Genomic DNA, 25,425 nt, shown 5'->3' with positions numbered 1-25,425 from the left:
ACGACTCCAAGAAAAAAACTACCCGGCGCCCACCCGAAGGTGCCCCCCGGGCCGTTCGCTTGCGCAGGGGTCTTCGGCGTCAGATCAGGGCATCCGAGAGATGGTTCGGCGTGCCGAAACGGTGGGCCGTGATGCTGATGGCCTGCTCGTGCAGGAACGGCAGCAGCTCAACCCGTCCGGCCTCCGTGACCGGGTGGGGGTAGATCGCCAGGTCTGGGCGTCCGTTAGTGGCTTCCGCCAGGGCGGTGGCGTCACCGCCGATCAGGCGGATCCGTGCACCAGACAGCTTGCCCGCAGCCGCGAGGCGGCTGGCTGTTGCCAGCCAGTCGGCGTCGGACTCCACTGTGACGGTGATGTCCAAGCCGGTGAGTACCGAGCGGAGCTGAACCGGAAGTTCGACGGCGGTGGACACAGTGAGTGCCGAGTTTGCCACGACGCCGGCCGCCACGGTCCGCGCCAGGTCCGCCAGCGGCGCACCTTCTGAGAGCCGTACGGTGACCGGCAGCGCACGGTAGCGGAAGATGTTCCGCTCCGCGCTCAGGCCGGAAACGTCCTTGGCGGTGCCGAACTCATCGGCCCAGGCCTGGGCGTCAGAGGCCAGGGAACGCTCAAGCGCCTCAAGCTCGGCAGGCTGCAGGGCGCCGGCTGCCGCGTTCCTGATCCGGCGGACAGCGGCGTTGGTGACAGCTGCCGTGGAGGAGGCTTCGGCACTGACCCAGTCGCCGAGGCCCACAAGGTAGTTCGGTCCGCCAGCCTTCGTGCCCGCACCCACAGCAGACTTCTTCCAGCCGCCGAACGGCTGGCGCTGCACGATGGCACCGGTGATGCCGCGGTTGACGTACAGGTTTCCGGCCTGGATGGAGTCCAGCCAAATCCCGAGCTCGTCAGGGTTGAGAGAATGCAGCCCGGCGGTGAGGCCGTACTCGATCTGGTTCTGCATGGAGATGGCTTCCTCCAGCGTCTCCGCCGTCATTACGCCGAGGACCGGTCCGAAGAATTCGGTGAGGTGGAAGTAGGATCCGCGCCGGACACCGTGGCGAACGCCCGGGCTCCACAGCCGGCCCGTGCCATCCAGCTTCTTCGGCTCCACCGCCCAGGTTTCGCCTTCGCCCAGGGTGGTCAGGGCGTTGAGGAGCTTGCCATTGGCGGGCTCGATGATCGGACCCATCTGGCTGGTGGGATCTTCCGGGTAACCAACCTTCAGGGAGGTGACGGCGTCGATCAGCTGGTTGTGGAACCGCTTGGACTTGGCCACCGAGCCCACCAGGATCACCAGTGACGCTGCGGAGCACTTCTGGCCTGCGTGGCCGAACGCTGAGTACGCAACGTCCTTGGCGGCCAGGTCCAGGTCCGCGCTGGGGGTGACGATGATGGCGTTCTTGCCGCTCGTCTCGGCCAGGAGCGGCAGGTCCTTGCGGAAGGAACGGAACAGCTCGGCGGTCTCATAGCCGCCGGTGAGGATCACCCGGTCCACGGCAGGGTGGGAGATCAGCTGCTGGCCGAGCTCACGCTCGCCGAGCTGGACCATGGTCAGCACGTCCTTGGGGACGCCTGCTTCCCACAGTGCTTCGATCATCACGGCACCGCTGCGGCGGGCCTGCTTGGCAGGCTTGATGACGACGGCGGAGCCGGCGGCGAGTGCCGCAAGGGTGGAGCCTGCCGGGATGGCTACCGGGAAGTTCCACGGCGGAGTGACTACGGTGAGCTTGGCTGGAACGAATGTGGCGCCGTCGACCTTTTCCAGCTTGCGCGCGGACTCGGCGTAGTAGTGGGCAAAGTCCACGGCTTCGCTGACCTCGGGGTCGCCCTGATCGATGGTCTTGCCCGTTTCGGACGCCATGACCTCAAGCAGGTCGGCGCGGCGGGCCTCGAGGACGTCGCCGGCGCGGTGGAGGATCTCGGCCCGCTCGTCGCCGGAGAGGGCGCCCCAGGCCTTGCCCTTTTCGACGGCGGTGCCGATGACCTTGTTGAGGGCATCCGCGTCCGTAATGGTGGCGGCCTCTACAGCGGCGTTGCCCAGTGTGGAGGACGGGACGCGCTGCAGGATGGCCCGGCCCCAGTCACGGTTGGCCGGCAGTGACGGGTCCGTGTCCGGGGTGTCCTTGAATGAATCGTGCGGCAGGGGCTGCGGCGGGAGGCTGCGGTTCTGCTGGCGGTTGGCTGGCGGGATGGCGTCGTCGAGCTTGTCCAGGGAGGCGAGGAAGCGCTGCTTCTCGCGCTCGAAGAGCACTTCGTTTTCACTCAGCTCGAAGACAGCGGACATGAAGTTGTCCTGGCTGGCGCCCTCTTCGAGGCGGCGGATCAGGTAAGCGATGGCGACGTCGAACTCGGCGGGGTGCACCACGGGGGTGTAGAGCAGGAGGGAGCCGACGTCCTGCTTGACCGCTTCGGCCTGGCCCTGCGCCATGCCCAGCAGCATCTCGAACTCAATCCCCGATTCCACGCCGCGCTGCTTGGCGAGCAGCCAGGCAAACGCGATGTCGAACAGGTTGTGGCCGGCCACGCCGATCCGGACGTTGTTGATCCGGTCCGGGTGCAGCGAGTAGCTGATGACGCGCTTGTAATTGGTGTCCGAATCCTGCTTGGTGCTCCAGGTGGCCAGCGGCCAGTCATGCAGCGAGGATTCCACCTGTTCCATGGGCAGGTTGGCGCCCTTGACAACGCGGACCTTGATGGCGGCGCCGCCGTTGGCGCGGCGCTCGGCGGCCCAGTCCTGGAGGCGGATCATGGCCGAAAGCGCGTCCGGGAGGTAGGCCTGGAGCACGATACCGGCTTCGAGGTTCTTGAACTCCGGCTTGTCCAGGATCCTGGTGAAGACCGCAATGGTCATGTCCAGGTCCTTGTACTCCTCCATGTCCAGGTTGATGAACTTGGCCTTGGGGAAGGAGGCGGCACGGCTGAAGAGCGGGGTGAGTTTTTCGACAACGTGCTCCACAGCCTCGTCGAATGCCCACGGCGAGTGCGGTGCCACGGTGGAGGAGACCTTGATGGAGACGTAGTCCACGTCCGGGCGGGCCAGGAGAGTGTGGGTTCCCTCAAGCCGGCGGGAGGCCTCGTGTTCACCCAGGACGGCTTCGCCCAGGAGGTTGACGTTGAGCTTGATCCCGTCCTTGCGGATCTTGGCAATGGCCGGGCCAAGCTTGGCATCGGTGGCGTCAACGATCAGGTGGCCCACCATTTCGCGGAGCACGCGCCGGGCAATGGGGATGACAACCTGCGGCAGGACCGGGGCCATGGCGCCGCCGAGCTGGACAGCGCGGCGCATGTACCAGGGCAGGAAGGACGGGACCTTGGGTGCGAGGGCGGCGAGATTGCGGGCGGCGACGGTGAGGTCTTCGGGCCGGACCACGCCATCCACGAAACCAACGGTGAACTCCAGGCCGTTGGGATCCTTGAGGACACCCGCGAGCTGCTGGGCCGAGGCATCCACGGGAACCTTCGAAGCCTCCGTCAGCCAGCGGCGCACCAGCCCGATGGTTTCGGCCGCGAGGGCACGCGCCTGGGGCACGTCAACGTCAGCTGTGCGGGGCGCGGATCCGGGGTTCACGCCGGGTTCCAAAGCAATGTTGGTCATGGCTGGTACTCGTTCTTTCTTTGGGTTCTGAACTGGTCTTATTCATCAGTATGGGCCCGCAGTCACATAAGATAAAGCGATGTTTTCTAAGTAATACCGATTAGAAAAGCCAACTCTTTTTTACGCCTTAAACACACGTTGCTCTATCACCATTGGCTCCCAAAACATGTACTTGGGGACCCTAGGTGATAGAGCAACGGAGGATGGTGGCCGGGTGGTTAGCCGACGGGGCGGTGGAGCTCCTCGAGCTCTTGGTGGCGCGGGCTGTTGGGGTTCATCAGCGAGTGCTTCTTCCCGTAGAAGAAGTAGATGGCCAGGCCGATGATGAGCCAGACGAGGAACCGCCACTTGGTGTCAGCCGGCAGCTGCCAGATGAGCAGGGTCGAGGCGAGGACACCGAATGCCGGGATGAAGGGCATCAGGGGCAGGCGGAACGTACGGGGTGCGTCAGGCTTCTTGTAGCGGAAGACGATCACTGCCAGGCAGACCACCACGAAAGCGGCCAGGATGCCGATGTTGGTGAGGTCGGCGACCGCCTTGATCGGGAATACGCCCGCCAGCAAGGCCGAGGAGATTCCAGCGATCCAGGTAACCCGCTGCGGGGTTCCGTGCTTGTCCGTTCCGGCGAACCAGCCGGGGAGCAGGCCGTCGCGGCTCATGGAGAACCAAACGCGGGTGACACCCAGGAGGAACGTCAGCATCACGGTAAGGATGGACAGGACCGCGAAGACAGAAATGATGGTGGCGATGACGGGCAGGCCCACGCTGGTGAAGGCAGAGGCAAAGCCAGCAGCGGGATCGATGTCCTTGTAGTTCTGCATTCCAGTCAGGACCAGGGTGGCTGCGACGTAGAGCAGCATGGCGATGATCAGGGACAGGACGATGGCCTTGGGCATGTGCTTCTTGCCGTCCTTGGCCTCTTCCGCCGCGGTGCTCATGGCGTCGTATCCGAACACCGCGAAGAACACGGTAGCTGAGCCGGCAAGGACCGGGCCGAATCCGCTGGGCATAAACGGGTTGTAGTTGTTGGTGTCGATGTAGAAGACGCCCAAGCCAATGATGAAGAGAATCAGGACGACCTTGATGGCGACAGCCACGAGTTCAAACCGGCCAAAGGCCTTGGTACCGCGGGACAGGATCCAGGTGACGAGGAGGCAGACCAGGATGGCCGGGATGTTGATGATGCCACCCTTGCCCTCATCCGCCGTCGAGGTCATCCAGACAGGCAGATGGATGCCGATGCCGGACAGGAAGGCTTCCAGGTAACCGGAAATGCCGATGGCAACGACCGCCACGATCGCGATGTATTCGAGCAGCAGGTCCCAGCCGATGAACCAGCCGATCACCTCGCCCAGCGCAACATAACCGTAGGTGTAGGCCGACCCGGCCCGGGGGATCATGCCGGCGAATTCCGCGTAGGACAGGGCTGCCGCCGCGGACGCCAGGCCGGCGATAAGGAACGAGATAAGAACCGCAGGCCCCACACCCGGGTTTTCTTCACTGCCTGCCGCAACCAAGCCGGCAAGCGAGAAAATACCGACGCCGATAATGCCGCCGACGCCGATGGCCGTGAGCTGCCATAGCCCGAGGGACTTGAACAGGCCGCTGTGTTTGTTTTCTTCTTCAATGTCGTCGAGGGGCTTGCGCCTCATGACCGACTGGGTCATATCTTTGGTGCTCATCAGGAACTCCTGGGTTGGGGGTGCGGCCCCATCGCGGCGCCTAAAGTGCCAGCTGTGACGGGGGTAACTCAGCTACAACAGTATGCAAGCGTGGTTGCGTTAGATAAAGTGACTACTTCTAATCAGTATTCATTAGATTCAACAAGGAATCTCCCATGCTCGATGTCCGCCGCCTCAGGCTGCTCCGCGAATTGAAGATCAGGGGCACGTTGGCCGAGGTGGCCGAGGCACTTCAGTACAGCCCGTCGTCGGTCTCCCAGCAGCTGGCTTTGCTGGAAAAGGAAGCCGGGGTCGAACTGCTCCGCAAGACCGGCCGCCGCGTCCAGCTCACGCCACAGGCCGAAGTCCTGGTGGCCCACACGGCGCAGCTCCTTGAGACGCTGGAGCAGGCCGAAGCGGACCTGGCAGCCTCCCTCACAACCGTCACCGGCACTGTCCGCATCGCCGTGTTCCAGTCCGCGGCCCTGGCGCTGATGCCGGAAACCCTCTCAAGGATGTCCACCGCGTACCCGGAGGTACGGATCGAAATGATCCAGCGGGAGCCCGAAACGGCATTGCACGAGACGTGGGCCCGGGATTTCGACCTGGTGATCGCCGAGCAGTATCCAGGCCACGCCGCACCACGATACACGGAGCTGGACCGCATCAAGCTCACCACCGATGCGATCCGGCTCGCCGTCCCGCCCGAGGCCCCGGGCCGGTCCCGGATCACCTCGATAGAGGACACGGCGGGACTCGCCTGGGTGATGGAGCCGCGCGGCGCGGCGTCGCGGCACTGGGCTGAGCAGGCGTGCCGCAGTGCCGGCTTCGAGCCCGATGTTCGCTATGAGACAGCCGACCTTCAGGCCCAGATCCGACTCATCGAGTCCGGGAATGCCGTTGCCCTCATGCCGGACCTTGTCTGGACCGGCCGGGGCACAACAGCCCAGCTGCTGGACCTGCCCGGCAACCCGCACCGCACCATCTTCACCTCCGTGCGCCGCTCCAGCGCTAAGCGTCCCGCCATCCTCGCAGCCCGCGAGACACTCGCCATTACCGCGGAGTCAGTGCGGAATCCCGACGGCGGCTAAAGGGGTTTCCGGGCCCATCCCGCCACGGGCGGGGCTCCATGACGCCCCGGTCGCCAGTGTTTCCTGCGTCACTGCGCGATCCTTACCCCGACGCTAGACTGATCGGGTTATGAATCGCACAATGTTCAAGTCCAAAATCCATCGGGCCACCGTCACGCACGCTGACCTGCACTATGTAGGTTCGGTAACCGTTGACCTGGACCTGCTGGACGCTGCCGACATCCTGCCCGGCGAGCTTGTTGCCATTGTGGACGTCACCAACGGCGCACGCCTGGAGACCTATACCATCGCCGGCGAACGCGGCTCAGGGGTCATTGGCATCAACGGGGCGGCCGCGCACCTGATGCATGAGAACGATATCGTCATCCTCATCACCTACGCCCAGATGACCACGGAAGAAGCGAAAGCCTACAACCCGAAGGTTGTCCATGTGGATCAGGACAACAAGATTGTCCAGATCGGAAACGACCCCGCCGAGGGCCACACCCCGGGACTGATGCGCCCCCCTTTCGCCCTCAATAACGCTGTCCTGTAACCAGGAGGGTGAGATTTAGCCCGGACTGGCGCTGCGCCTTAGGAGTCAATCCTTGTTAGGCGTACTCGCGGGCTTTTTTGTTGTCTGGTCCATCATCCTGGTGGGCTGGTTTGTGGGCCGAAGGAAGATCCTCGGCGAGAACGCACGTCAGGTCCTCAGCGGCCTGACATTCTTTGTGGCCAGCCCCGCGCTGCTGTTCGAAACCCTCGGCAAGGCCAAGCTGCAGGAAGTGTTCGCGGCGCCCCTGCTCGTGACCGCCGTGGCGGCTTTCGCCACGGCCGCGATCTTCTTTGCCATCACCAAGTTCCTGCTCAAGCGTGCCCTGCCGGAGGCGCTGATGTCCTCGATGGCCGCTTCGCTGGCGAACTCCGCTAACCTTGGCATCCCCATCGCGGTCTATGTCCTTGGCGACGCCAGCTACGTGGCGCCACTGCTGATCTTCCAGCTGGCCTTCTTCACACCGCTGTTCCTCATGATTTTGGACTCCAGCACGAGCAGCCACCGCACTACACCTCTGGGATTCGTGGTGATGATCCTGAGGAATCCGATGATTGTGGGCTCCGGACTTGGCCTGCTGGTGGCCGGGACCGGCTTGCAGGTTCCCCCCTTGGTCATGGAACCGATCCACCTGATCGGCGGTGCGGCAATTCCTGCCATGCTGATCGCGTTCGGCATGAGCCTGAACGGCAGCCGCCCGCTGCAGGCGTCCGCTGGCCGCCGCGTGGACACGCTTCTTGCCAGCCTCTTCAAGCTGGTGATCCAGCCGGCCATCGCCTACGTTTTCGCGCATTTTGCAGTCGGAATGGAAGGGCACGCCCTCTTCGCCGTGGTGATAACCTCTGCGCTACCCACGGCACAGAACGTATTTGTGGCCGCCAGCCGATACAAGACCGGCCTGACAGTCGCCAAGGACACCGTGCTCCTGACAACGGTTGTGGCGGTGCCTGCCATGATCGGCGTAGCGCTGCTGCTGGCCTGACCCGAACCTGGCCTGACCCGAACCTGGCCTGACCCGAACCTGAGGAGGAACAGATGGGAAGAATCCTGGATACCGTAGTGATCGGCGGAGGAGCCATGGGCTCGGCCGCCGCCTGGGCGTTGGCCCGCCGCGGCCGGCAGGTCACGCTGCTGGAACAGTTCGGGCCTGGTCACCGCATCGGCGCTTCGCACGGCACCACGCGCAACCTGAACCCCGGCTACTACCGGCCGGACTATGTGGCCATGCTCGCCGAAGGCCTGGCGCTCTGGGACGAGCTGGAGCAGGAAACCGGCGAAAAACTCCTCACCCGGACAGGCATCGTCAACCACGGCCCTGATCCTCTGCTCCCCCAAGTGCAGGCAGCACTCACCCAGGCGGGTATCCAGGCTGAGTTCCTCAGTCCCGAGGAGGCGGCCGGACGGTGGCGCGGCATCCGGTTCGACCAGCAGGTCCTCTACATGCCCGACGGCGGCCAGTTGAACCCGGAGGCAGCGCTCCCCGCCTTCCAGCGGCTCGCCGCTGCCCGCGGAGCTGACATCCGGCACCACACCAAGGTGGTCGGGCTGGAAATCACGGACGACGACGTCCGGCTCACCTTGGAGCCCGGCCCCGGCTCTTCAGGGGGCATCGAAGTGGTGACCGCTGCCCAGGCTGTGGTGACGGCGGGAGGCTGGACGGAGAAGCTCCTGGCCGGCGCTGCCGGAAGCGGAAAGCTGCGGATGCCCCGGCTCAGGGTCACACAGGAACAGCCGGCGCATTTCCGCGTAGCCGATGAGGGCGCGGCGTGGCCGGGGTTCAACCACATGCCCGGAACCGGCCCGGCCTACAAAAACTGGTACTCGCCCGTCTACGGGATGCAGACGCCAGGCGAAGGCATCAAGGCGGGCTGGCACGGTGTTGGCCCGGAGGTGGATCCGGACCGGCGGAATTTCCTGCCCGAACCCGTCCAGCTCGCGGCTCTGCAGGACTACGCCCGGACCTGGCTGCCCGGCGTGGACGCCGATTCCCTCGAAGCCATCAGCTGCACGTACACCACCACCCCGGATGAGGACTTCGTCCTTGACCGGATCGGGCCCGTAGTCATCGGTGCCGGCTTCTCCGGGCACGGCTTCAAGTTCACGCCCGTAGTGGGGCGGATCCTCGCGGATTTGGCCACGGGCACACGGCCTGCGCCAAAGATCTTCTCCGCAGCCCGCTAGCTGCGCGCCTCCAAGGCCCGCGCCGCCCCCGCGGAACGGAGGTGCTACGGAACCCGGGCGCCTGCCTGATGCTGGTCCAGCAGCCGGGCGCAGCGGATGAAGCCCAGGTGCGAGTAAGCCTGCGGGTGGTTTCCGAGGTGGGTCTCCGTACCGGGATCGTACTCTTCCGGCAGCAATCCGGTGGGCCCAAACAGGTTCACCAGCTGGTCGAAAAGGTCCCAGGCCTCCTCGATCCTGCCCACAGCCACGTAAGCCTCGATGAGCCAGGTAGTGCAGATGTGGAACCCGCCCTCCAAGCCCGGCAGGCCGTCGTCGTACCTGTACCGGAAGACGGTGGGCCCGACGCGGAGTTCGCGTTCCACCGCCGTAACGGTGTCCAGGAAGCGCTGGTCCCTGACGTCCAGCATGCCGGAGAGCCCGATGTGGAGGACGGCAGCATCGAGGTCAGGGCTGTCGTAGGCCACGGTGTAGGACTTTGCGGAGTCGTCCCAGCCCTCTTGCAGGACCTCCTCACGGATGGTTTGCGCCGTGGGCTCCCACGACGGTTCCGGTGCCCTGCCGTGCCGCGCGGCCGTGAGGAGCGCCCGGTCCAGAGCCACCCAGCACATCACTTTCGTGTAGACGTGGTGGCGCGGCGGCCTGCGGGCTTCCCAGATGCCGTGGTCGGGCTCATGCCAACGGGCCAGCACGGCGGCGGCCATCTGCACCATCAGTTCCCAGTGCTCGTCCCGGAGCACCCCGGTGCGTTCGCTGAGTGCGTGGATGAGCTCGGCAATGGGACCGAAAACATCCAGTTGGACCTGGTGGTCTGCGGCATTTCCGATCCGGACGGGGCGGGACCCTGCGTACCCGGGCAGGCTGTCAATGACGGCCTCCGTGGAAAGCGGCGCCCCCGTGACGGAGTACAGCGGATGCAGCCATTCCGGGCCGGGCGCATGTTCGAGGATCCGGCCAAGCCAGCTGAGGAATCCTTCCGCCTCCGTCGTGGAGCCAAGGTCCACGAGGGCGTTCACCGTCATTGACCCGTCCCGCAGCCAGCAGTACCGGTAGTCCCAGTTCCTCGTCCCACCGATCCCTTCGGGCAGGGAAGTGGTGGGCGCGGCCAGCACGGCGCCGGTGGGCTCGTGTACGAGTGCGCGGAGCACCAGTGCTGAGCGACGGACCAGTGACGGCTTCACTGAAGGCAGTTCCAGGTCCTGCACCCACTGGCGGGAGTGCAGCGCCACCCAGGCACGCCGGTCATTCTCCCCGCCAGGGTGCTCCGCCGCAGGCTCGGTGTCCCCACAGCGCAGGTTAAGGACCACGGGCCCGTCCTGCAGGTTGACCGTCGCAGTGGCGGTGCCGTGGCGGCCGTCCGAGGTGATAGTGAAGCTGACGCCGGGAGCAAAAAGGAATATCGGATCAGACGTGCCCACGACATGCAGCTCATCGCCGCGGGCCTCCATGCTGAACGGCGCGTTGGCGTAGTCCGGCCGCGGTGCGAACACGATCTTGGCCGCCCCGGTTCCGGACAGCACGCGGACCAGGCTGGTAATGCCCTCCGGCGCCGGTTCCAGGTAGTCCGTCACGGTGACGTCGGCCCACCGGGTTTCGACGATCATGGTGCTGTCCACGTAGCGCTGCCCCAGCACCTGCGATGTTTTCAGCGGTTCCACGGAGAAGTGGCCGGCGGCGTCCCCGCCCAGGATGTGGGCGAACAGCGACCCTGAATCCGGCAGCGGGTGGCTCATCCAGCAGATCTTTGCATCCGGGGTGAGCAAGGCGGTGGAGGCTCCGTTGCCGATCATTGAGTGCCGCTCGAGTCCCACGGCGTCCTCGCCGAAGAGCCAGGCACGCCGGAGTTCGAAGAGGATGGCCAGCACCCGGGCAAAGGACTCAGGATCCCGCAGCCGGTGAGCGGCGCGGGTCTCCCCCGGGCCCACACGCAAGCCCATGTCCGGGCCTCGGAGCGTGGCAATCGCCAGCTCATCGCTGTAGGCGTCCCCGGCGTACAACGCTGCGCTGGCTCCCAGCCGGGACCTGAGGGTTTCCAGGGCTTCGGCCTTGGAGGGTTCCACTATCGAGAGGTCCAGCACTGAGCCGTCGATGATGAAGAACATCCCGTGAGCCCTGGCGATCTCCCGCGCCGTCTCCGTCACAGTCTTCACGACGTCCGGCGCGGCGGGCCGGGTGTGCACGGAGACCGCCACGGGCTTCCGTTCGATCCAAATGCCTTTCTGGAAGCCCACGGCCTCGGACAACGCGACGCTGACCTTTTGAAGGGTGGCTTCGGTGGCAAGGCTCTGGACGTGGGCGAACCCCATGTCAGTCTCTGCGCCATGGGAGCCGATCAGGTGCACTTCCGCGGGCAGCCGGGACACTGCGGCGAGGTCGCGGAGCGAACGGCCGGAGATGACGGCAGCATGGGTGTTGGGCAGCGCGGCCAGGGCGCGGAGGGCGATCGCGGCGCTCCCCAGCGGCAGCGTCTCAGTGGAAATGCCCTCGGCGTCGCACAACGTACCGCCGTAGTTGCAGGCCACCAACAGCCCTGGGACGCGGGCCAGGACCTTCAGTTCCGCCAGCAGGCTGGGGGTGAAGCCTTCGTCCGCTGCGTCCGACTGGACGAACGCCCGGAGCAGGCCGAGCGGAAGTGACCTGGTCAGCAGCGCAGAATCAGCCACACTCTGGTTTAGCGGAGTAGGCATGGGGAAACCCTTCGAGCGGAACCCGGCCCAGAAAAGCAGCCGCTGGATTACCTTGCGGACTTCCGGGTGGTGCCCCTCCCCGGAAGTCCAGAAGGAATTCCAGAGGGGGCAGTTTTTATTCTCCGCCCGTGCCGTTTCGCCCGAAAGTCCCTCTGGTTGCAAGTGTGTAAACGTCACGCAAGTGGGTAAAGGATCGGCGTCACGCCCGGCAGCCTTTTAGAGCCCGACGGCGGGTTCCCCTGCGTGATTGCGGGGAACCCGCCGTCGTGCTTTACAGAATGCGTGCTGGGCGTGACGCATTCGGAGCGAGCAGGCAGGGGAGGCTAGACCCGTGCCAGGCCGGCGGCCTGAGCCAGCAGTTCCACGGAGCGGATCCGGGCCTCGGTCCCGGTGCTCTGGTGCGCGACGATCAGTTCATCGGCGTCGGCGTGCTTACCGAACTCATCCAGGTATTCGATCACCGCGTCCGGGGTGCCGACGGCGGAGTACGTCATCATTTGGGACACATGCTGGCCCTGCGGTGAGTCCAGGATCATGTCAGCTTCGTCGTCCGTGAACTCGCGGCCACCGCCGAAGAACAGGGACACGCGGGCACGCTTGGTGGCCTGCAGCATTGCCTGCGCTTCCGCGGCGGATTCTGCAGCGATGACGTTCACGCCGGCGATCACGTGGGGTGCGTCAAGCTGGGCTGAGGGCTTGAATTCACGGCGGTAGACGGCAACGGCGTCCTGCAGGGCGTTGGGCGCAAAGTGCGAGGCGAAAGCGTACGGGAGGCCCAGCTGGGCGGCCAGCCGAGCGCCGAACAGCGAGGAGCCGAGGATGTACAGCGGCACATTCGTGCCCTTGCCCGGGGTGGCCTCCACGCCCTGGATCCGGGTGGGGCCTGTGAGGTAGCCCTGCAGTTCCAGGACGTCCTGCGGGAAGCTGTCGGCGGACATCGGGTCCCGGCGCAGTGCCCGCATGGTGTTCTGGTCGCTGCCGGGGGCTCGGCCCAGGCCAAGGTCGATCCGACCGGGGTGCAAGGTCTCCAGGGTGCCGAACTGCTCGGCGATGGTCAGCGGCGAGTGGTTGGGCAGCATGATGCCGCCGGCGCCCAGCCTGATCGTCTGGGTATGCGCGGCCACGTGGGCGATCAGCACGCTCGTAGCTGAAGAGGCGATGGAGGACATGTTGTGGTGCTCGGCGTACCAGATCCGCCGGTAGCCCAGTTCCTCTGCGCGCTGGGCCATGGCCACGCTGCCCGCGAAACTCTCCGCCGCGCTCTGGCCCCTTCCGATGGTTGCCAGGTCAAGAATGGAGAGGGGAAGAGTCACGTCGGTGCCGGCCTTTCAATGCGTTGCGTAGGGTTGGCCGGCCGGGTTGCGGCGGGCACACTGTGGACAACGACGGCGGCGCCTGCGTTATTTCTGCTAGCTGCGGTGGGGTGGCCCACACCGTTATGCGGGGCGGCTCGGGAGCACGCCGACCAGGGGCACACAGCAGGGCCCGGCCTCGCGGCCGGGCCCTGCTGTTGGTTGGTTCCTACTTCAGCTTAAAGTTGGCACTCATGGTGCTGCCGTCGGACGCCTTCATCGTGAGCCGGTAGCAAGTGCCGGCGCCCGTCGGAGTCTTCCAGTTGTAGATGAACTGGCCCGCCGTTGCATCGTAACGGAGTGACGTATTGCCGGTTGCAGTCGTTTCAATTTCGTCAGTAGGGACAATCGGGGAGCACGAGATCTTCGCCATCGAGAACGACATCTGGCTTGGATCGGTGAGCTCAGTTGCGCCCGCGAACACTTCGAACTTGGCCGGTACGGTGCTGCCGCCCTTGACTGTGTTCAACACGCCGTTCATGTCGATGGGCTGGTAGAAGCCCTTCAGGGTCCAGGCCTTGACCTCGTAGTCATCGGTGATCGTGGTGGTGTTGCCTGCGTTGTCAGTGGCGGTGGCAGTCAAGGTGTGCGTGCCTACCGTGGTTTCGTGGCCGCTGACTGTGCAGCTTCCGGCAAGGCCGGAAAGGCTGTCGGATGCGACGCAGCCCGGGGCTGCCGGAGTGGAGCCGTAGTAGCTGTCGGCCAGCAGCGAGCTGAAATTCACCGTCGGAGCTGTCTTGTCGATCTTGAAGCTGGCTGTTGCCACGCCAGCCTCCCGAACGTTGCCGGCGAGGTCTTCGAACGCAGGGCTTGCCACCTCGACGGCTTCGCCCTCACCGGAGGACGTTACCTTCTTGGTTGCCTCCAGCGGCCCGGACACCGCATCGGTTGCCGTGAACGTCGCTTCGACGTCGTTCTTGTACCAACCGTTGGAGTTGGGCGCGGGAGCGGCTCCGGTATAGGAAACCTCCGGTGCCGTCTTGTCGATCTTGAACGAGTGGCTCGCGGCGCCGGCGGCGGTGGTGTTGCCCGCTACGTCCGCGAATTCAGGGCTCTGGACGGCTACGGCTGAGCCTTCGCCGCTGGAGGTCACCGTTTGGGAGGCCGAGGCCGGGCCGGATGTTGCATCCGTAGCGGTGAACCGGGCGACGACGTCCGAGACATACCAGTCGTTGTTGCCCAGGGTGCCTGTGGCGTCGGCGTAGCTGACGGTGGGTGCGGTCCCATCCCTCTTGAGGGACACGGTGGCCGGACCGGCGCTGCCGCCACCGCTGGTGGCTGTGCAGGAGTAGTCGTTGGGCAGCTGGTCGGTGGAGACCAGAGTGTCATCGCAGCCGACGAGCTGAAGCGTGCTGGGTGAGTCAGGCTCGGTGACGGTCCAGGTCAGCTGGACAGAGTTCCTGTACCAGCCCGCCAGCCCGTCCGCCGCGGCAGGGCTGAGGGTGTAGCTGATCACCGGGGCGGTAGCATCGACGATGCCGTAGGTCACGGAACTTGTGGCCGTCATGCCGCCGCCGTCGGTGTAGCTGCAGCTGGCCGTCTGGGACCCGATCCCGGTGGCAGCGTCATCGCCGGTGATGGCGCTGGGGATTGCGGGGAAGGAGCTGTTGCCGTCTTCGGTGTCCGTCACGTGACAGACCCCAGCAGGAACGGACCCTTTCGCGTAAGAGGCGCCCGGGGTTACCCCGCTGATCGACAGGACAGGTGCTGTGTTGGCCGGAGGGGCCACGTTTACTTGGAACGGAACAGCCGCGAGGCTAAAGGTGCCCCCCGAGTTGTTGGAGGCGACAGTCGCTGTCACTGTGGCTGAACCTTCCGCGACAGGGTGCACCCCTACCGTCGGCGTATCGTTGCAGGATGTGAACGACACTTGCGGCGTGGTGATGGTCGCCACCGCAGTGTTGCTCGAAACGATATTCAGGGTAAGGACGGTCGATCCCGTGAGGTTACAGCCGTTCTTTCCGTCACCGTTTGAGGGGGTCAGTGCCAGCAGCGTGGATCCGTTGGACCCGCCGACGTTGAGGGGCATAACCTCCGCAACTGAATCAACGCTCGCATCCAGGGTGTTGTAAATGGTGTCCGCATAAACCACCCCCGCACTCGCGAGAAGAAGGCTCCCTGCTGCAACCGCGGCCGCTGTCCTTAAGCTTGCGCGGCGGAGCAAAATCTTGCCAGGCCCCGTGTCCTGGATTACTTCTGAATACTTCATGATGGCCTCCCTCATCCGCGGTGCAGCCGTTCCGATCGCACCGTAGTCCCACCGTAGGGATCACCCCCCGGTGAGCACACGCGTAATCCCCACCCGTCTTTCGGGGACGAGTACTCGTTTTCCCGGACCCGTTTTGGCGCGCTACTTGGTTTGCCCGGGGCTACGCCGCCAAAACACATGCTGTGAGTACTCCGAATGCCCCTGAATATGACCGCACCGTGCGCCCGATTAACTGCAGTTACGCCCTGTATCTCCGGGTTTCGGAAGCTTTGATTCCCTCGCGGGGACTGCCGGACAGTTGCAGCCAAGAACAACGATCCGTTCTGCAATCAAGCAATTTTCTCGGGGTAAACATGCCAACACTCAAGCAAGGCAGGCTGCCGGTGCAGCAGTTGCAATCACCACACTCCTGGCGCTGGCCGCCTGCTCGGACCCGGGCGCAACGGCGGCGTAAGCACCGTCGTCGGGCTCTACGGTGACCGCGGCCGGCAAGACGTTCAACCTGGCCCCGGAGCAAAACACGCGGTCCAGGAGTTCCAGGCCGCGGCGCCGTGCCTCCTCCTTGGTGCGGCCCTGCGCAACGACCGGCGCCTCGGCCACGTTCTGTGGACGCTCTCCTGGAGCTCCACACGGAACTGGGCTTCCGCAGCCACCTCTGGCCGCTCATCGCCAAGGAAGCCGGCTACGGCTACTACCGCGAGCTGTTCACGGGCAGCCCCGAAAGGGTCAGCACAAGCTGGGCTGAATTCTCCCGCCGCTTCGCTGCGCTCGACTGGTACAGCACAGCCCGCGAGGACCTGGTGGCCGCTTCCGTCCAGGACAGCGGCCTCCGCCTGGACTTGGAGCGCCTGGACAGGCCGTTCGCCGGACAGTCCTTCCCGAGCCATTCCGAGGTGCAGGACGCGGTGACGAAGTACATCGAACACGATCTCCTCGTCCGCGACGGGCCCGACCACCCCGAGACGATGGCTCTGTTTGTGGCGCTGTTGAAGGTGTACATGGACCTTGGCCGGCTGGTTCCGGCCGAGCGGCTCAACGCCCGCTCGCTGCAAACCCGTGCACGGCTGGTGGCACGGCTGGCCACCGGGTACGAACCGCAGTTCGATGTTCATGGGGATCCGGAGACGATAAAGTCGCTGGCGTTCACCAAGAATCTCCCGGGCCCGCCACTAAGCTAGCGGCATGGCCAACAAAACCACCGCAGAGAAGCTCGCCACCATCCAGAAGGGCTACGCCCTGGAAGGTGCCACCATCGAACTCGGTGCCGCCATCATCGACGGCGAACTCCACAAGGAAGCCCAGGTCCGGCTTCCGCTGGCCATGATGAACCGGCATGGCCTTGTGGCCGGAGCCACCGGCACTGGCAAGACCGTCACCCTCCACATGATGGCAGAGCAGCTGTCCGCCGCCGGGGTCCCGGTGTTCCTTGCCGACATCAAGGGGGACCTGTCCGGCCTTGCCACGGCCGCGGCCGGCAGCGAGAAGCTCGCCGCGCGGACCGAGAGCATCGGCCAGGAGTGGGCGGGGAAGACGTTCCCGGTGGAATTCCTGGCCCTGGGCGGCGACGGCAACGGCGTGCCCGTCCGCGCCACCGTCACGTCGTTTGGCCCCATCCTGTTGTCCAGGGTGATGGAGCTCAACGACACCCAGGAGTCCAGCCTGCAGCTCGTATTCCACTTCGCAGACAAGAACAACCTGGAACTTATCGACCTGAAGGACCTCCGCTCGGTCATCCAGTTCCTGACCTCGGCTGAGGGCAAGGACGAACTTGGCGAGCTGGGCGGTCTCTCCAAGGCCACGGCCGGGGTCATCCTCCGGGAACTGGTAAACCTGGAAGCGCAGGGGCTGGAACGGTTCTTCGGCGAACCGGAGTTCGACACCGCTGAGCTCCTCCGTACGGCGCCGGACGGCCGCGGCGTGATTACCTGCCTGGAACTGCCCACGCTGCAGTCCAAGCCCATGCTGTTCTCCACGTTCCTGATGTGGCTGCTGGCCGACCTCTTCGAGGACCTGCCAGAGGCCGGGGATCTCGACAAGCCCAAGCTGGTGTTCTTCCTGGACGAAGCCCATCTGCTGTTCAACGACGCGTCCAAGGCGTTCCTGGACGCCATCACCACCACCGTCCGGCTTATCCGGTCCAAGGGCGTGGGTATCTTCTTCGTGACCCAGACTCCCAAGGATGTGCCGGCGGACGTCCTCGGCCAGCTGGCCAACCGTGTCCAGCATGCCCTGCGCGCCTTTACGCCGGAGGATGCCAAGGCACTCAAAGCCACCGTGTCCACCTTCCCGGTCAGCGATTACGACCTCGAGGAAACGCTGACTTCGGCGGGCATCGGCGAAGCCGTCATCACGGTCATGAATGAGAAGGGCGCCCCCACCCCGGTGGCGCATACCCGGCTCCGCGCGCCAGAGTCCGTCATGGGCCCCAGCTCGGACGAACTGGTCAAAAGCACGGTGGCCGGCTCCGCGCTGCTGGCGAAGTACGGAACCTCGGTGGACAACGTCTCCGCCTATGAAAAGCTCACGGGCAAGGCTGCGGCGCCCACTGGAGCGGCGGCACCGGGCGAACCACCTGTGCCCGGAGCTCCCAGGAGCCAGGCCGACGTCGACGCCGAGGCCCGCAGGATCGAGGAAGAGATCCTGGGCCGGCCCAGCAGCCGCCCGGCCCCGTCGCCGGCACCGTCGGCCGCACCGGAGAGCGGCGATTCCGGGCGGTCCCCAAGTGCCCCACGTGCCCCCCGCACACGGGCACCGCGTGCCCCGGAACGGCCCGCCCCGGCAGGCGGCGACCTGGTGGGCGACCTCGCCGGAGCCTTGGGCGGGGCGCTGGGCGGCGGGCTGAAGAGCATGGTCCGTTCCATGGGCACCCAGCTCGGCCGGGAACTGCTCCGAGGCGTTTTCGGCACGTCGTCCCGGCGCCGCCGCTAGGCCCAAACTGACGATGTTCCAGGGACTGGAGTGCCGCCGTCGGGCCCTGGTAAAGCGGCCGGTACACGTCATGCAGGCGTGCCCCGGCACCCGGAATTGGCGGGCTTGCAGGTAACGTGGGGGACGTGCAGATGAGTCAAGCGTTGGTGAGGATCGCGGCCGGATGGCTGTTGGGCCTCATGCTCGCCGTGGCCGGAGCCATCGTGGCGGTGAACCTCGTGAACGATACTGTGGCCAGTCCTCAGCAGCCTGTGCGCGAGTACCTGGACGCCCTGCACAGCGGTGACGGCGGCAAGGCATTGGGCCTGCTACGGGCCACTGTCCCGCAGGCCAACGCCGCAATGCTGGACGGTACAGCCCTGCAGACAGCGGCCTCGCGGTTCGCCAACGTCAAGATCGGCGACGCCGAAGAACGGCCGCGCAACCAGGTCATGGTGCCCATGGAGTACACCATTGACGGCAGCCGTCTGCGGACCGAATTCATGCTGGAGAAAACCGGCACCGAGTGGCTTTTCTTCAATACCTGGGCCTTTGTTCCCTCACGGCTGCCAACCGTGGATATCACCGTGGTGAACGCCAGCGAGGCCACCGTCAACGGCGTGCCGGTTAACATGCCCAACGGCCGCAACACGTTCGCCGTCTTCTACCCCGGCGAGTATGAGGCATCCCTGAACGGCGAGTATTTCGCTGCCCCGCCTACGCGGGCCACGATCACGGGCAACAACGTCCCTGTTGCTCCACTGAACCTGCTGACCCAGGCCACGGAGGACCTGAAGGAGGACGTCGGGGCCAAGGTCAAGGAGTTCCTGGACACGTGCGCCGCCGAGGCCCAGAAGCAGCAGAAACTGCAGCCGGACTGTCCCTTCTACTACGCCAGCAACAACACGGTGTACGACGGCACCATCAAGTGGAGCATCACCGAGTACCCGGAGATTTCCATCGAGCCCTTCGGCGGTCGTTGGGTGGTGGCGCCGCTGGATGGCAAAGCCCGCGTGGAGGCGGTCCAGCAGAATTCCTTCACGGGCGCCAATTTCCCGCTCAACGAAGAGGTGGACTTCAGCTTCACCACCCGCCTTGACGTCGCCGGCGACACCATCAAGGTCACGCCGCTGCTGAGCTACTAAGCTCAACCGGCCAGTAGCCCTGCCGCACTGGCCCAGTTATGGGAGGCTGCCCGTTGCATCACCAACCGCCTTCGTGGCGGTTGCGTTGATAACCGGGCCGGTTCGGTTGGGGCCACCGCAGCGAACCACGGGCAAGCACCTCCCGCACCTGCGCCAGGACAGATTCCGGTGCGTGAACGACGTCATCATAGAAGAACCTGAGCACAGGCAGTCCCTGCAGTGTGGCCGTGTTGTCCCTGCGGCGGTCCTTCTTGAACTGCCGCGCCTCAAGATGGAACGCAAGTCCGTCGATCTCCACAATGAGGAAACCCTCCAGCAGGAAGTCCACCCGCCCGATGCCGTCGATCCATACTTGGGTTTCTGTGGAAATACCGGCATCCCTGAACAGCACCCTGGCCAACGTCTCGAGGAGGGAATCTGCGCCGCGGTCCACCTTGGACACCACGGTCCGCGCCTTGCCGCAACGATTGCCGGTCAGGTGGCGGAGCAGGAATGCGCGGTCGATGTCTCCCCGGTTGTACGCACACTCCACCATGACCAGGGATTCGAGTTCCGGCAGGCATAGCAGCGCATGCAGCAGGACATCCGGAAGGGCTGCAAGCGTCCCATGGCTGGGCTGCTGCGTCAGTGGAAGACGGTGGCTGCCACAGCCCACAGGGTTCCGGCCATTACTCTGCCAGTAGTGAGGCCGCACCGGAGGACGGAGCTGCCAGAGGCCGAATGCTGGAGCGGCAGACGCGCACGTGAGGAGACCACGAGCGCGCCCGGCGGCTACGAGCTGCGGATCAGCGTCCGCAAGGGCCAGGAGCCCCCGCTGCACGCGAACCACTTCGCCGCTCCGCAGCGCCCGGCGAAGTCCGGTTTCTGTAGCACCGGCAGTCAGCACTTCCCGCGTCAGCAGCACTCCGCCCGCCGACCTGAGGATCTCCGTGGGGTCCATAAAGCCACAATGTCGGCCCTCCCGGCCGGCAGACAGTCCCGGAACTGGCTATGTGGACAAGCCACGCCCTCGGACCAGCGCACAAACTGGCCCAGTTTTGGCGGCAGCAAGGACAAAACTGGCCCGGTTCCCCACCCTCGCGGGTCGAAAACCGGGCCAGTTCGGCACTTAGGTCAGGACGGCGGCGCTCAGTCCATGCCGCGCAGGTCCAGGACCAGCTCGGTGTCGCCGTCGTCCTGGAGCAGGACCGGAATGCCCCAGTCCTGCTGGTACAGGTGGCACGCGGCGTGGTCGGGGATCTCACCGTCCTCGGTTTCGGGCCCGTCGCAGGCCGCGGCGCGGGCCGTAATGTGCAGGATGCCCTCGGGGACGTCGGCGGAGAGCTCCACAGTCCGGAGCAGCCCCACCGAGGTTCCTCCGCCGGCCACGATCAGCTCGGGCGGCGTGGAGGAGATCTTCATCTGGGTGGGATCGCCCCAACGGTCATCGAGCTTCTGGCCGGTGGGCGCGGTGAAGCGGACCTTGAGCTCCAGCAAGCCGGGCGCAACCGGGCTCTTGGGCCGGTGGGTCTGCACTGCACCCTCATCCACCTGCTGGGCTTCCTTGGGGATCGGGACGTACACGAGCTGGTGCTTGTTGGCCTCCACCACTACGAGCAGCGGTTCGGAGCCTGCCGCATGGGTGTGGTCCACGATGACGTCGGAGGGTTCGGCCAGCCCGCGCGCCAGGGTAGAAACAGTCTTGGACGCAGGGTCATACCTTCGCACCGCGCCGTTGTAGGTGTCAGCGATGGCTACCGAACCGTCGGGCAGGACGGTGACACCCAGCGGGTGCTGCAGCCGGGCCTCAGCCGCGGCGCCATCACGGAAGCCGAAGTCGAACAGTCCCTTTCCGACCGCGGACTCCACGGTGACCGTGCCGCCGTCGTCAATCACCAGTTTGCGCAGGGCCGACGTCTCGGAGTCAGCCACCCAGAGGTTGCCGTCAGCGTCCTCGGCGAGGCCAGAGGGCTGGGCAAACCAGGCCTCGTGGCCCTGGCCATCCAGCAGGCCTTCGAGGCCGTTGCCGGCGGCGATGGCTACGGCACCAGTCAGCGGGTCAAAACTGAAAATCTGGTGCGTTCCGGCCATGGCTATCACTACTGCCTTGAGCTTGCGCGACCAGACGACGTCCCACGGGGAGCTCAGGGAGACCTCCAGCGGGTGCTCGCTGAGGCGGCCCGTAAACCCAGCGGCGTCCTCGTCAACGCGGGCGGGGCCTGTTTCCAGCAGCCGTTGAATGCCGTTGCCCACGAGGGTGGTGGCCTTTCCGTCCTGCAACGACAGCCCGCGGAGGCGGTGGTTGACGGAGTCGGCAATGACGACGTCGTAGCCCACCTTCGCTGCCACGTCCTCCGGGAGCAGCACCAGGCCTTGCGGCTCGTTGAACTGGGCGGTGGCCGCGTCAGGATCGGCTGGGTCAGCGGCGGCAGGGCCGTCAACGTGGCCCTTGGTGCCGGTGCCATAGGTCGCCAGGACCGTGTGGAAGTCGGTGTCCAGCTCCAGAATGCGGTGGTGGCCGGTGTCGGTTACCAGCCACGAACCGTGGGTTGCTGCGGCATCAACGGAAGTCCCGCCGTCGGAAGCTCCTGCATCCTGTCCCGGGTTGGGGGCCGTCCCGCGTCCGGCAGGCAGGAACAGGGCCTTGCCTGGGAACCGCAGCGTGCCCGACGTCGGTTCTGGCGCCACGTACGGCCCGGAACCGCGGTGCAGGGTCCCCTTGGCCTCATGTTCGGCGATCAGTTCGGGGATGAGCACGGCGAGGCCGTCGGCGTGGCCTTCACCGGACAAGTGGGCAACGATGTAACCCTCGGGGTCGATGACAACCAGGGTGGGCCAGGCACGCGCGGTGTAGGCCTTCCAGGTTTCCAGTTCGGGGTCGTCCAGGACCGGGTGGTGGATCTCGTAGCGTTCCACAGCGGCCGCCAGGGCCACGGGGTCTGCTTCGTGCTCGAACTTGGGCGAGTGCACACCGACCGTGACCAGCACGTCGGAGTACTGCTCCTCCAGCGGCCTCAGTTCGTCGAGGACGTGGAGGCAGTTGATGCAGCAAAAGGTCCAGAAGTCGAGGAGCACAATCTTCCCGCGCAGGGCTTCAAGGTCCAGCGATTTGCCGCCGGTGTTCAACCAGTTGCGGCCCACCAGTTCGGAGGCCCGGACCCGGGCATGAGTGCGTACGGTTTCGCTCATCAGCGTCCTTCCAGCTTGTTGCGTTCAGCCAGCTTGGCATCGCGTTCGGCCAATTTGGCAAACATATCGTTGTAAGCACTCAGATCGGCGTCGTTATTCCTGTCCGCTGCCCGGTCCACGCGTTTGGTTTCACGCGCGTCCGACCGGGACCACATGACGGCCACGCCAATCGCCACCAGCAGGGTGGGTACTTCACCGATGCCCCACGCCACCGCGCCTCCGGTCTGCTGGTCCAGGAGGGCCGATGGTCCCCAGGCCCGGCCGAGGTTGCCGAAGTAGTCAGCCGCCAGGAGGTTGGTCCCGCCCATGATGGCCACGCCGAAGAAAGCGTGGAAGCCCATGGTGGCCAGGAGGAGCACCAGCCTCATGGGATACGGTGCACGTCGGGGCAGCGGATCCGTGCCGATCATGCTCAGGATGAAGATGTAGCCGGTGAGCGCAAAGTGCAGGTTCATCAACTCGTGGCCAACATGCTCGCGCATCGCGAACCCGAATGCGTCCGAGTAGTAGAACAGGACGATCGATCCAGCGAAGTTACCGGCCGCGAAGATAGGGTGTGTCACCAGCTGCGAGAACTTCGAGTGCACAAACACCAGAAGCCATTCGCGCAGACCCCGGGAGCCGTCCCTTCGGGCAGGGAGCGCCCGGAGGGCCAACGTCACGGGTGCGCCAAGCACCAGGAAGATGGGCGCCACCATGGTCAGGGCCATGTGGTCCACCATGTGTGCTGAGAACAGGACCCGGCCGTACACCGCCGGCGGCCCGGACGTAATGTACGTCAGCACCATCAGGCCGAGCACCCAGTTCACCGTTCGGAACCACTGCCATTTGTCGCCGCGCCGCAGGACCTTTGCAACCCCGAGGGCGTAGGAGACCAGCCCGAACACCGCGACAGCGATCCACAGCCAGTCCAGGCGCCATTCCGTCAGCCAGCGCTCGGGGGTCAGCTCCGGGGGCAGCTCGTAACCGGAGAGGATGAAGGCAGGGGACGCATCGGGGGCGAACGTGGTGGGCTGCGGCGGGGCGGACCGGCTCAGCGCTACGGCGACGCCGGACGTGGCACCCATGATGAGGAGTTCCACCACCACCAGCTGCCACAGGACGCGTCGGGACGAGAACGCGGATCCCTTGCGGCCAAGCTGCGGGATGACCCACTGGCGGTGCATAAATCCGATGCCGCCCAGGACCAGTGTGGCGGCGGTCTTCGCGAGGATCAGCTGCCCGTAGGCGGAGCCAAAGAGGTCAGCCCAGCTGGTGATGCGGATGCTGGCATTGATGACACCGGAGGCAAAGACCAGGACGAAGGCGAAGCCGGCGAGGGACGAGAACCGGCGAAGGGTGGGTTCGGTAATGTCCGCTGCAGTGCCGGGCTTCGAGGCGGTCAGGATTCCCGAAAGCAGGGCCAGCAGAATGATGCCGCCCACCCAGGCACTGACGCCTACGAGGTGGAGGCCCAGGGAGTTGATGGCGCCTTCGTGGTCGGAGGAACTGGACGAGTGGCCGATCAGGGCAGCTGGCACCAGGCCAATGAGCGCCAGGACCAGCGTGAGTGCGAGGCCTCCGAGCGACCGCACACCGAACAGAGCCGTGGTGACGACCGCCGCGATGATGGTGACGGCGAGCCAGGCGCGGCCGGTCTCAATGTCCGTCATGAAGTAGACCAGTGCCTGGGTAAATTCAGCGTCCCCGGAGATGCCCTGGCCCGCGACGTCCGAGTAGGTGAGCACCAGGACCGCGATGGCTGACAGGGTCCAGGCTGCACCGGCTGCAGCCGCCACGGCCAAGGCCCTTGAAAAGGCCGGGTGTTCCGGGCCGTCGTCGTCCTTGGAACGCCGGGACGCGCTCCGGGGCAGGATGCCGACGGCGAAAATCAGGCCGCCCACTACCGTTGCCAGGGAGACGTTGTGGATGGCTTTGCTGATGGGAAGCCCCCAGCGGGCCAGCGCACCCGGGTCAGAGACCTCACGGGCAGCGGCCGCACCGGAGAAGAGGAGTGCTGCCGTTAATCCCAGGAGCAGTGCCGCCAGGCCGGCCAGCTGCCACGGCCGCGAGATGCCCAAGGCACCGGCCAGTCCAGGCGCTCCCTTGCCGGGCATGGGCTGGGGTGCGGTGGAACGGGATTTTGCTGCGGAAGGCACCTATCCATTGTCCGCTACACGTGCCGAGGCGGCGAATCGGCTTAAAGCGGTGGAGCGGCAACCAAAGGGTTGCCGCTCCACTGATGCTGGTGAAGAAAGTTACTTCTTCTTGGCTACTGCAGCCTTCAGCTTGGAACCAGCGGTCAGCTTGACGCTGTGGCCGGCTGCGATCTGGATGGTCTCGCCGGTCTGCGGGTTGCGGCCGGTGCGTGCTGCACGGTCGGTGCGCTCGACGGCGAGCCAGCCCGGGATGGTGATCTTCTCGCCCGCGGCGACAGAGGTCTCGAAAACCTCGAACAGTGCGTCGAGGACGGAGTTGACGGCTGCCTGGCTGGTGCCAGCCTTGCCTGCTACCTCTGAAACAAGTTCACTACGGTTCTTAGCCATTGATGTCCTCCTGGACGGTCATGATTTCTGGAGCCTGCACGCGGCATGCGTACAAGCCACTGTTCGAAAACTTACCAGCTTGGGCCGCCGAGGGCCGCAAATTCCGCGTGTTTCCGCGACTTTTTGACTCAAATCACCAGATTTGGGGGGATTTTCGCGGGAATTGCGCCCACAGCGGACGCTCTCTCAGTTGTTGCGGGTTCGTTCGGATGTTGTCGCTGTGTGGTGTGGGTGGGGTACGACGGCGGTGCCTGGGGTGGGTGCGCCTGGCCGGGTTCCGTCGGGGGTGGGGGTGTGTTAAATGGGTCAGGCCCCGACGTGTTTGTCGGGGCCTGAGCCTAATGTGTGTCCGGCGGTGACCTACTCTCCCACACCCTCCCGGGTGCAGTACCATCG

General features: G+C 65.4%; 17 protein-coding genes. 7 read left to right on the top strand and 10 right to left on the bottom strand.

Annotated features, from left to right (window positions below):
• Window positions 1–79: 79 nt before the first annotated feature.
• Together ACLKOZ_RS21535 and ACLKOZ_RS21530 are read right to left on the bottom strand one after the other, a co-directional pair.
• On the bottom strand, window positions 80–3,574 hold the full coding sequence (locus ACLKOZ_RS21535; RefSeq protein ID WP_436478204.1) for a bifunctional proline dehydrogenase/L-glutamate gamma-semialdehyde dehydrogenase: 3,495 nt from the start codon (window positions 3,572–3,574) through the stop codon (window positions 80–82).
• A gap of 218 nt (window positions 3,575–3,792) precedes the next feature.
• Entirely contained in the window at window positions 3,793–5,256 is a 1,464-nt protein-coding gene (locus ACLKOZ_RS21530; protein WP_337351994.1) for an amino acid permease, read from the bottom strand.
• Window positions 5,257–5,411: 155 nt separating this feature from the next.
• Between ACLKOZ_RS21530 and ACLKOZ_RS21525 the strand changes: the two genes are divergently transcribed.
• The 4 genes from ACLKOZ_RS21525 (at window position 5,412) to ACLKOZ_RS21510 (ending at window position 9,039) form a co-directional block, all read left to right on the top strand.
• On the top strand, window positions 5,412–6,326 hold the full coding sequence (locus ACLKOZ_RS21525) for a LysR substrate-binding domain-containing protein (protein ID WP_436478202.1): 915 nt from the start codon (window positions 5,412–5,414) through the stop codon (window positions 6,324–6,326).
• Window positions 6,327–6,435: 109 nt separating this feature from the next.
• Window positions 6,436–6,861, top strand: a complete 426-nt coding sequence (gene panD, locus ACLKOZ_RS21520; RefSeq protein WP_436478200.1) for an aspartate 1-decarboxylase — start codon at window positions 6,436–6,438, stop codon at window positions 6,859–6,861.
• Between the two features lie 52 nt (window positions 6,862–6,913).
• Window positions 6,914–7,840 carry an AEC family transporter gene (locus tag ACLKOZ_RS21515; protein WP_436478198.1) on the top strand — a complete coding sequence of 309 codons (927 nt, stop codon included), beginning with the start codon at window positions 6,914–6,916 and terminating at the stop codon, window positions 7,838–7,840.
• Window positions 7,841–7,893: 53 nt separating this feature from the next.
• Complete coding sequence (locus tag ACLKOZ_RS21510) at window positions 7,894–9,039, top strand: FAD-dependent oxidoreductase (RefSeq protein WP_436478196.1); 1,146 nt, start codon at window positions 7,894–7,896, stop codon at window positions 9,037–9,039.
• Between the two features lie 44 nt (window positions 9,040–9,083).
• On the opposite strand, the gene ACLKOZ_RS21505 is transcribed toward ACLKOZ_RS21510, so the two are convergent.
• The 4 genes from ACLKOZ_RS21505 to ACLKOZ_RS21490 form a co-directional block, all read right to left on the bottom strand.
• Complete coding sequence (locus ACLKOZ_RS21505) at window positions 9,084–11,723, bottom strand: trehalase-like domain-containing protein (RefSeq protein WP_436478194.1); 2,640 nt, start codon at window positions 11,721–11,723, stop codon at window positions 9,084–9,086.
• A 323-nt stretch (window positions 11,724–12,046) separates the two neighbouring features.
• Complete coding sequence (locus ACLKOZ_RS21500) at window positions 12,047–13,036, bottom strand: LLM class flavin-dependent oxidoreductase (RefSeq protein WP_436478192.1); 990 nt, start codon at window positions 13,034–13,036, stop codon at window positions 12,047–12,049.
• Window positions 13,037–13,244: 208 nt separating this feature from the next.
• Window positions 13,245–15,284 (bottom strand): PxKF domain-containing protein, encoded by a 2,040-nt coding sequence (locus tag ACLKOZ_RS21495; protein WP_436478190.1) that lies wholly within the window; start codon window positions 15,282–15,284, stop codon window positions 13,245–13,247.
• A gap of 363 nt (window positions 15,285–15,647) precedes the next feature.
• The gene (locus ACLKOZ_RS21490) at window positions 15,648–15,884 is read right to left on the bottom strand and encodes a hypothetical protein (RefSeq protein ID WP_436478188.1); all 237 of its coding nucleotides are present in this window, start codon (window positions 15,882–15,884) and stop codon (window positions 15,648–15,650) included.
• A 5-nt stretch (window positions 15,885–15,889) separates the two neighbouring features.
• Between ACLKOZ_RS21490 and ACLKOZ_RS21485 the strand changes: the two genes are divergently transcribed.
• From ACLKOZ_RS21485 to ACLKOZ_RS21475, 3 genes are all read left to right on the top strand, one after another.
• Entirely contained in the window at window positions 15,890–16,462 is a 573-nt protein-coding gene (locus ACLKOZ_RS21485) for a hypothetical protein (protein ID WP_436478187.1), read from the top strand.
• 4 nt (window positions 16,463–16,466) lie between these two features.
• Window positions 16,467–18,212, top strand: coding sequence for a helicase HerA-like domain-containing protein (locus tag ACLKOZ_RS21480; protein WP_436478185.1), 1,746 nt, complete (start codon window positions 16,467–16,469; stop codon window positions 18,210–18,212).
• Window positions 18,213–18,343: 131 nt separating this feature from the next.
• Complete coding sequence (locus ACLKOZ_RS21475) at window positions 18,344–19,336, top strand: hypothetical protein (protein WP_436478208.1); 993 nt, start codon at window positions 18,344–18,346, stop codon at window positions 19,334–19,336.
• 58 nt (window positions 19,337–19,394) lie between these two features.
• Here ACLKOZ_RS21475 and ACLKOZ_RS21470 read toward each other — a convergent pair whose 3' ends face one another.
• The 4 genes from ACLKOZ_RS21470 to ACLKOZ_RS21455 all read right to left on the bottom strand — a co-directional run bounded on the left by ACLKOZ_RS21470 (window position 19,395) and on the right by ACLKOZ_RS21455 (window position 25,029).
• Window positions 19,395–20,276, bottom strand: a complete 882-nt coding sequence (locus tag ACLKOZ_RS21470) for a type IV toxin-antitoxin system AbiEi family antitoxin domain-containing protein (RefSeq protein WP_436478183.1) — start codon at window positions 20,274–20,276, stop codon at window positions 19,395–19,397.
• A 188-nt stretch (window positions 20,277–20,464) separates the two neighbouring features.
• Entirely contained in the window at window positions 20,465–22,504 is a 2,040-nt protein-coding gene (locus ACLKOZ_RS21465; RefSeq protein WP_436478181.1) for an NHL domain-containing thioredoxin family protein, read from the bottom strand.
• Window positions 22,504–24,600, bottom strand: a complete 2,097-nt coding sequence (locus tag ACLKOZ_RS21460; protein WP_436478206.1) for a cytochrome c oxidase assembly protein — start codon at window positions 24,598–24,600, stop codon at window positions 22,504–22,506. The genes ACLKOZ_RS21465 and ACLKOZ_RS21460 overlap by 1 nt, the downstream gene beginning before the upstream one ends.
• A gap of 141 nt (window positions 24,601–24,741) precedes the next feature.
• Window positions 24,742–25,029: an HU family DNA-binding protein gene (locus ACLKOZ_RS21455; RefSeq protein ID WP_056341443.1), complete on the bottom strand. Its 288-nt coding sequence runs from the start codon at window positions 25,027–25,029 to the stop codon at window positions 24,742–24,744.
• Between the last annotated feature and the right edge of the window lie 396 nt (window positions 25,030–25,425).

This window comes from Arthrobacter sp. R4 (assembly GCF_051365025.1).
Taxonomy (GTDB): domain Bacteria; phylum Actinomycetota; class Actinomycetes; order Actinomycetales; family Micrococcaceae; genus Arthrobacter.
This window is presented reverse-complemented; position numbering and strand designations above follow the sequence as displayed.

Bases quoted from the DNA above. Each gene is read 5' to 3' on its own strand.
- ACLKOZ_RS21535 (WP_436478204.1), bottom strand. From the start codon at position 3,574: ATGACCAACATTGCTTTGGAACCCGGCGTGAACCCCGGATCCGCGCCC.
- ACLKOZ_RS21530 (WP_337351994.1), bottom strand. From the start codon at position 5,256: ATGAGCACCAAAGATATGACCCAGTCGGTCATGAGGCGCAAGCCCCTC.
- ACLKOZ_RS21525 (WP_436478202.1), top strand. From the start codon at position 5,412: ATGCTCGATGTCCGCCGCCTCAGGCTGCTCCGCGAATTGAAGATCAGG.
- panD (WP_436478200.1), top strand. From the start codon at position 6,436: ATGAATCGCACAATGTTCAAGTCCAAAATCCATCGGGCCACCGTCACG.
- ACLKOZ_RS21510 (WP_436478196.1), top strand. From the start codon at position 7,894: ATGGGAAGAATCCTGGATACCGTAGTGATCGGCGGAGGAGCCATGGGC.
- ACLKOZ_RS21505 (WP_436478194.1), bottom strand. From the start codon at position 11,723: ATGCCTACTCCGCTAAACCAGAGTGTGGCTGATTCTGCGCTGCTGACC.
- ACLKOZ_RS21495 (WP_436478190.1), bottom strand. From the start codon at position 15,284: ATGAAGTATTCAGAAGTAATCCAGGACACGGGGCCTGGCAAGATTTTG.
- ACLKOZ_RS21480 (WP_436478185.1), top strand. From the start codon at position 16,467: ATGGCCAACAAAACCACCGCAGAGAAGCTCGCCACCATCCAGAAGGGC.
- ACLKOZ_RS21475 (WP_436478208.1), top strand. From the start codon at position 18,344: ATGAGTCAAGCGTTGGTGAGGATCGCGGCCGGATGGCTGTTGGGCCTC.
- ACLKOZ_RS21470 (WP_436478183.1), bottom strand. From the start codon at position 20,276: ATGGACCCCACGGAGATCCTCAGGTCGGCGGGCGGAGTGCTGCTGACG.
- ACLKOZ_RS21465 (WP_436478181.1), bottom strand. From the start codon at position 22,504: ATGAGCGAAACCGTACGCACTCATGCCCGGGTCCGGGCCTCCGAACTG.
- ACLKOZ_RS21460 (WP_436478206.1), bottom strand. From the start codon at position 24,600: ATGCCCGGCAAGGGAGCGCCTGGACTGGCCGGTGCCTTGGGCATCTCG.
- ACLKOZ_RS21455 (WP_056341443.1), bottom strand. From the start codon at position 25,029: ATGGCTAAGAACCGTAGTGAACTTGTTTCAGAGGTAGCAGGCAAGGCT.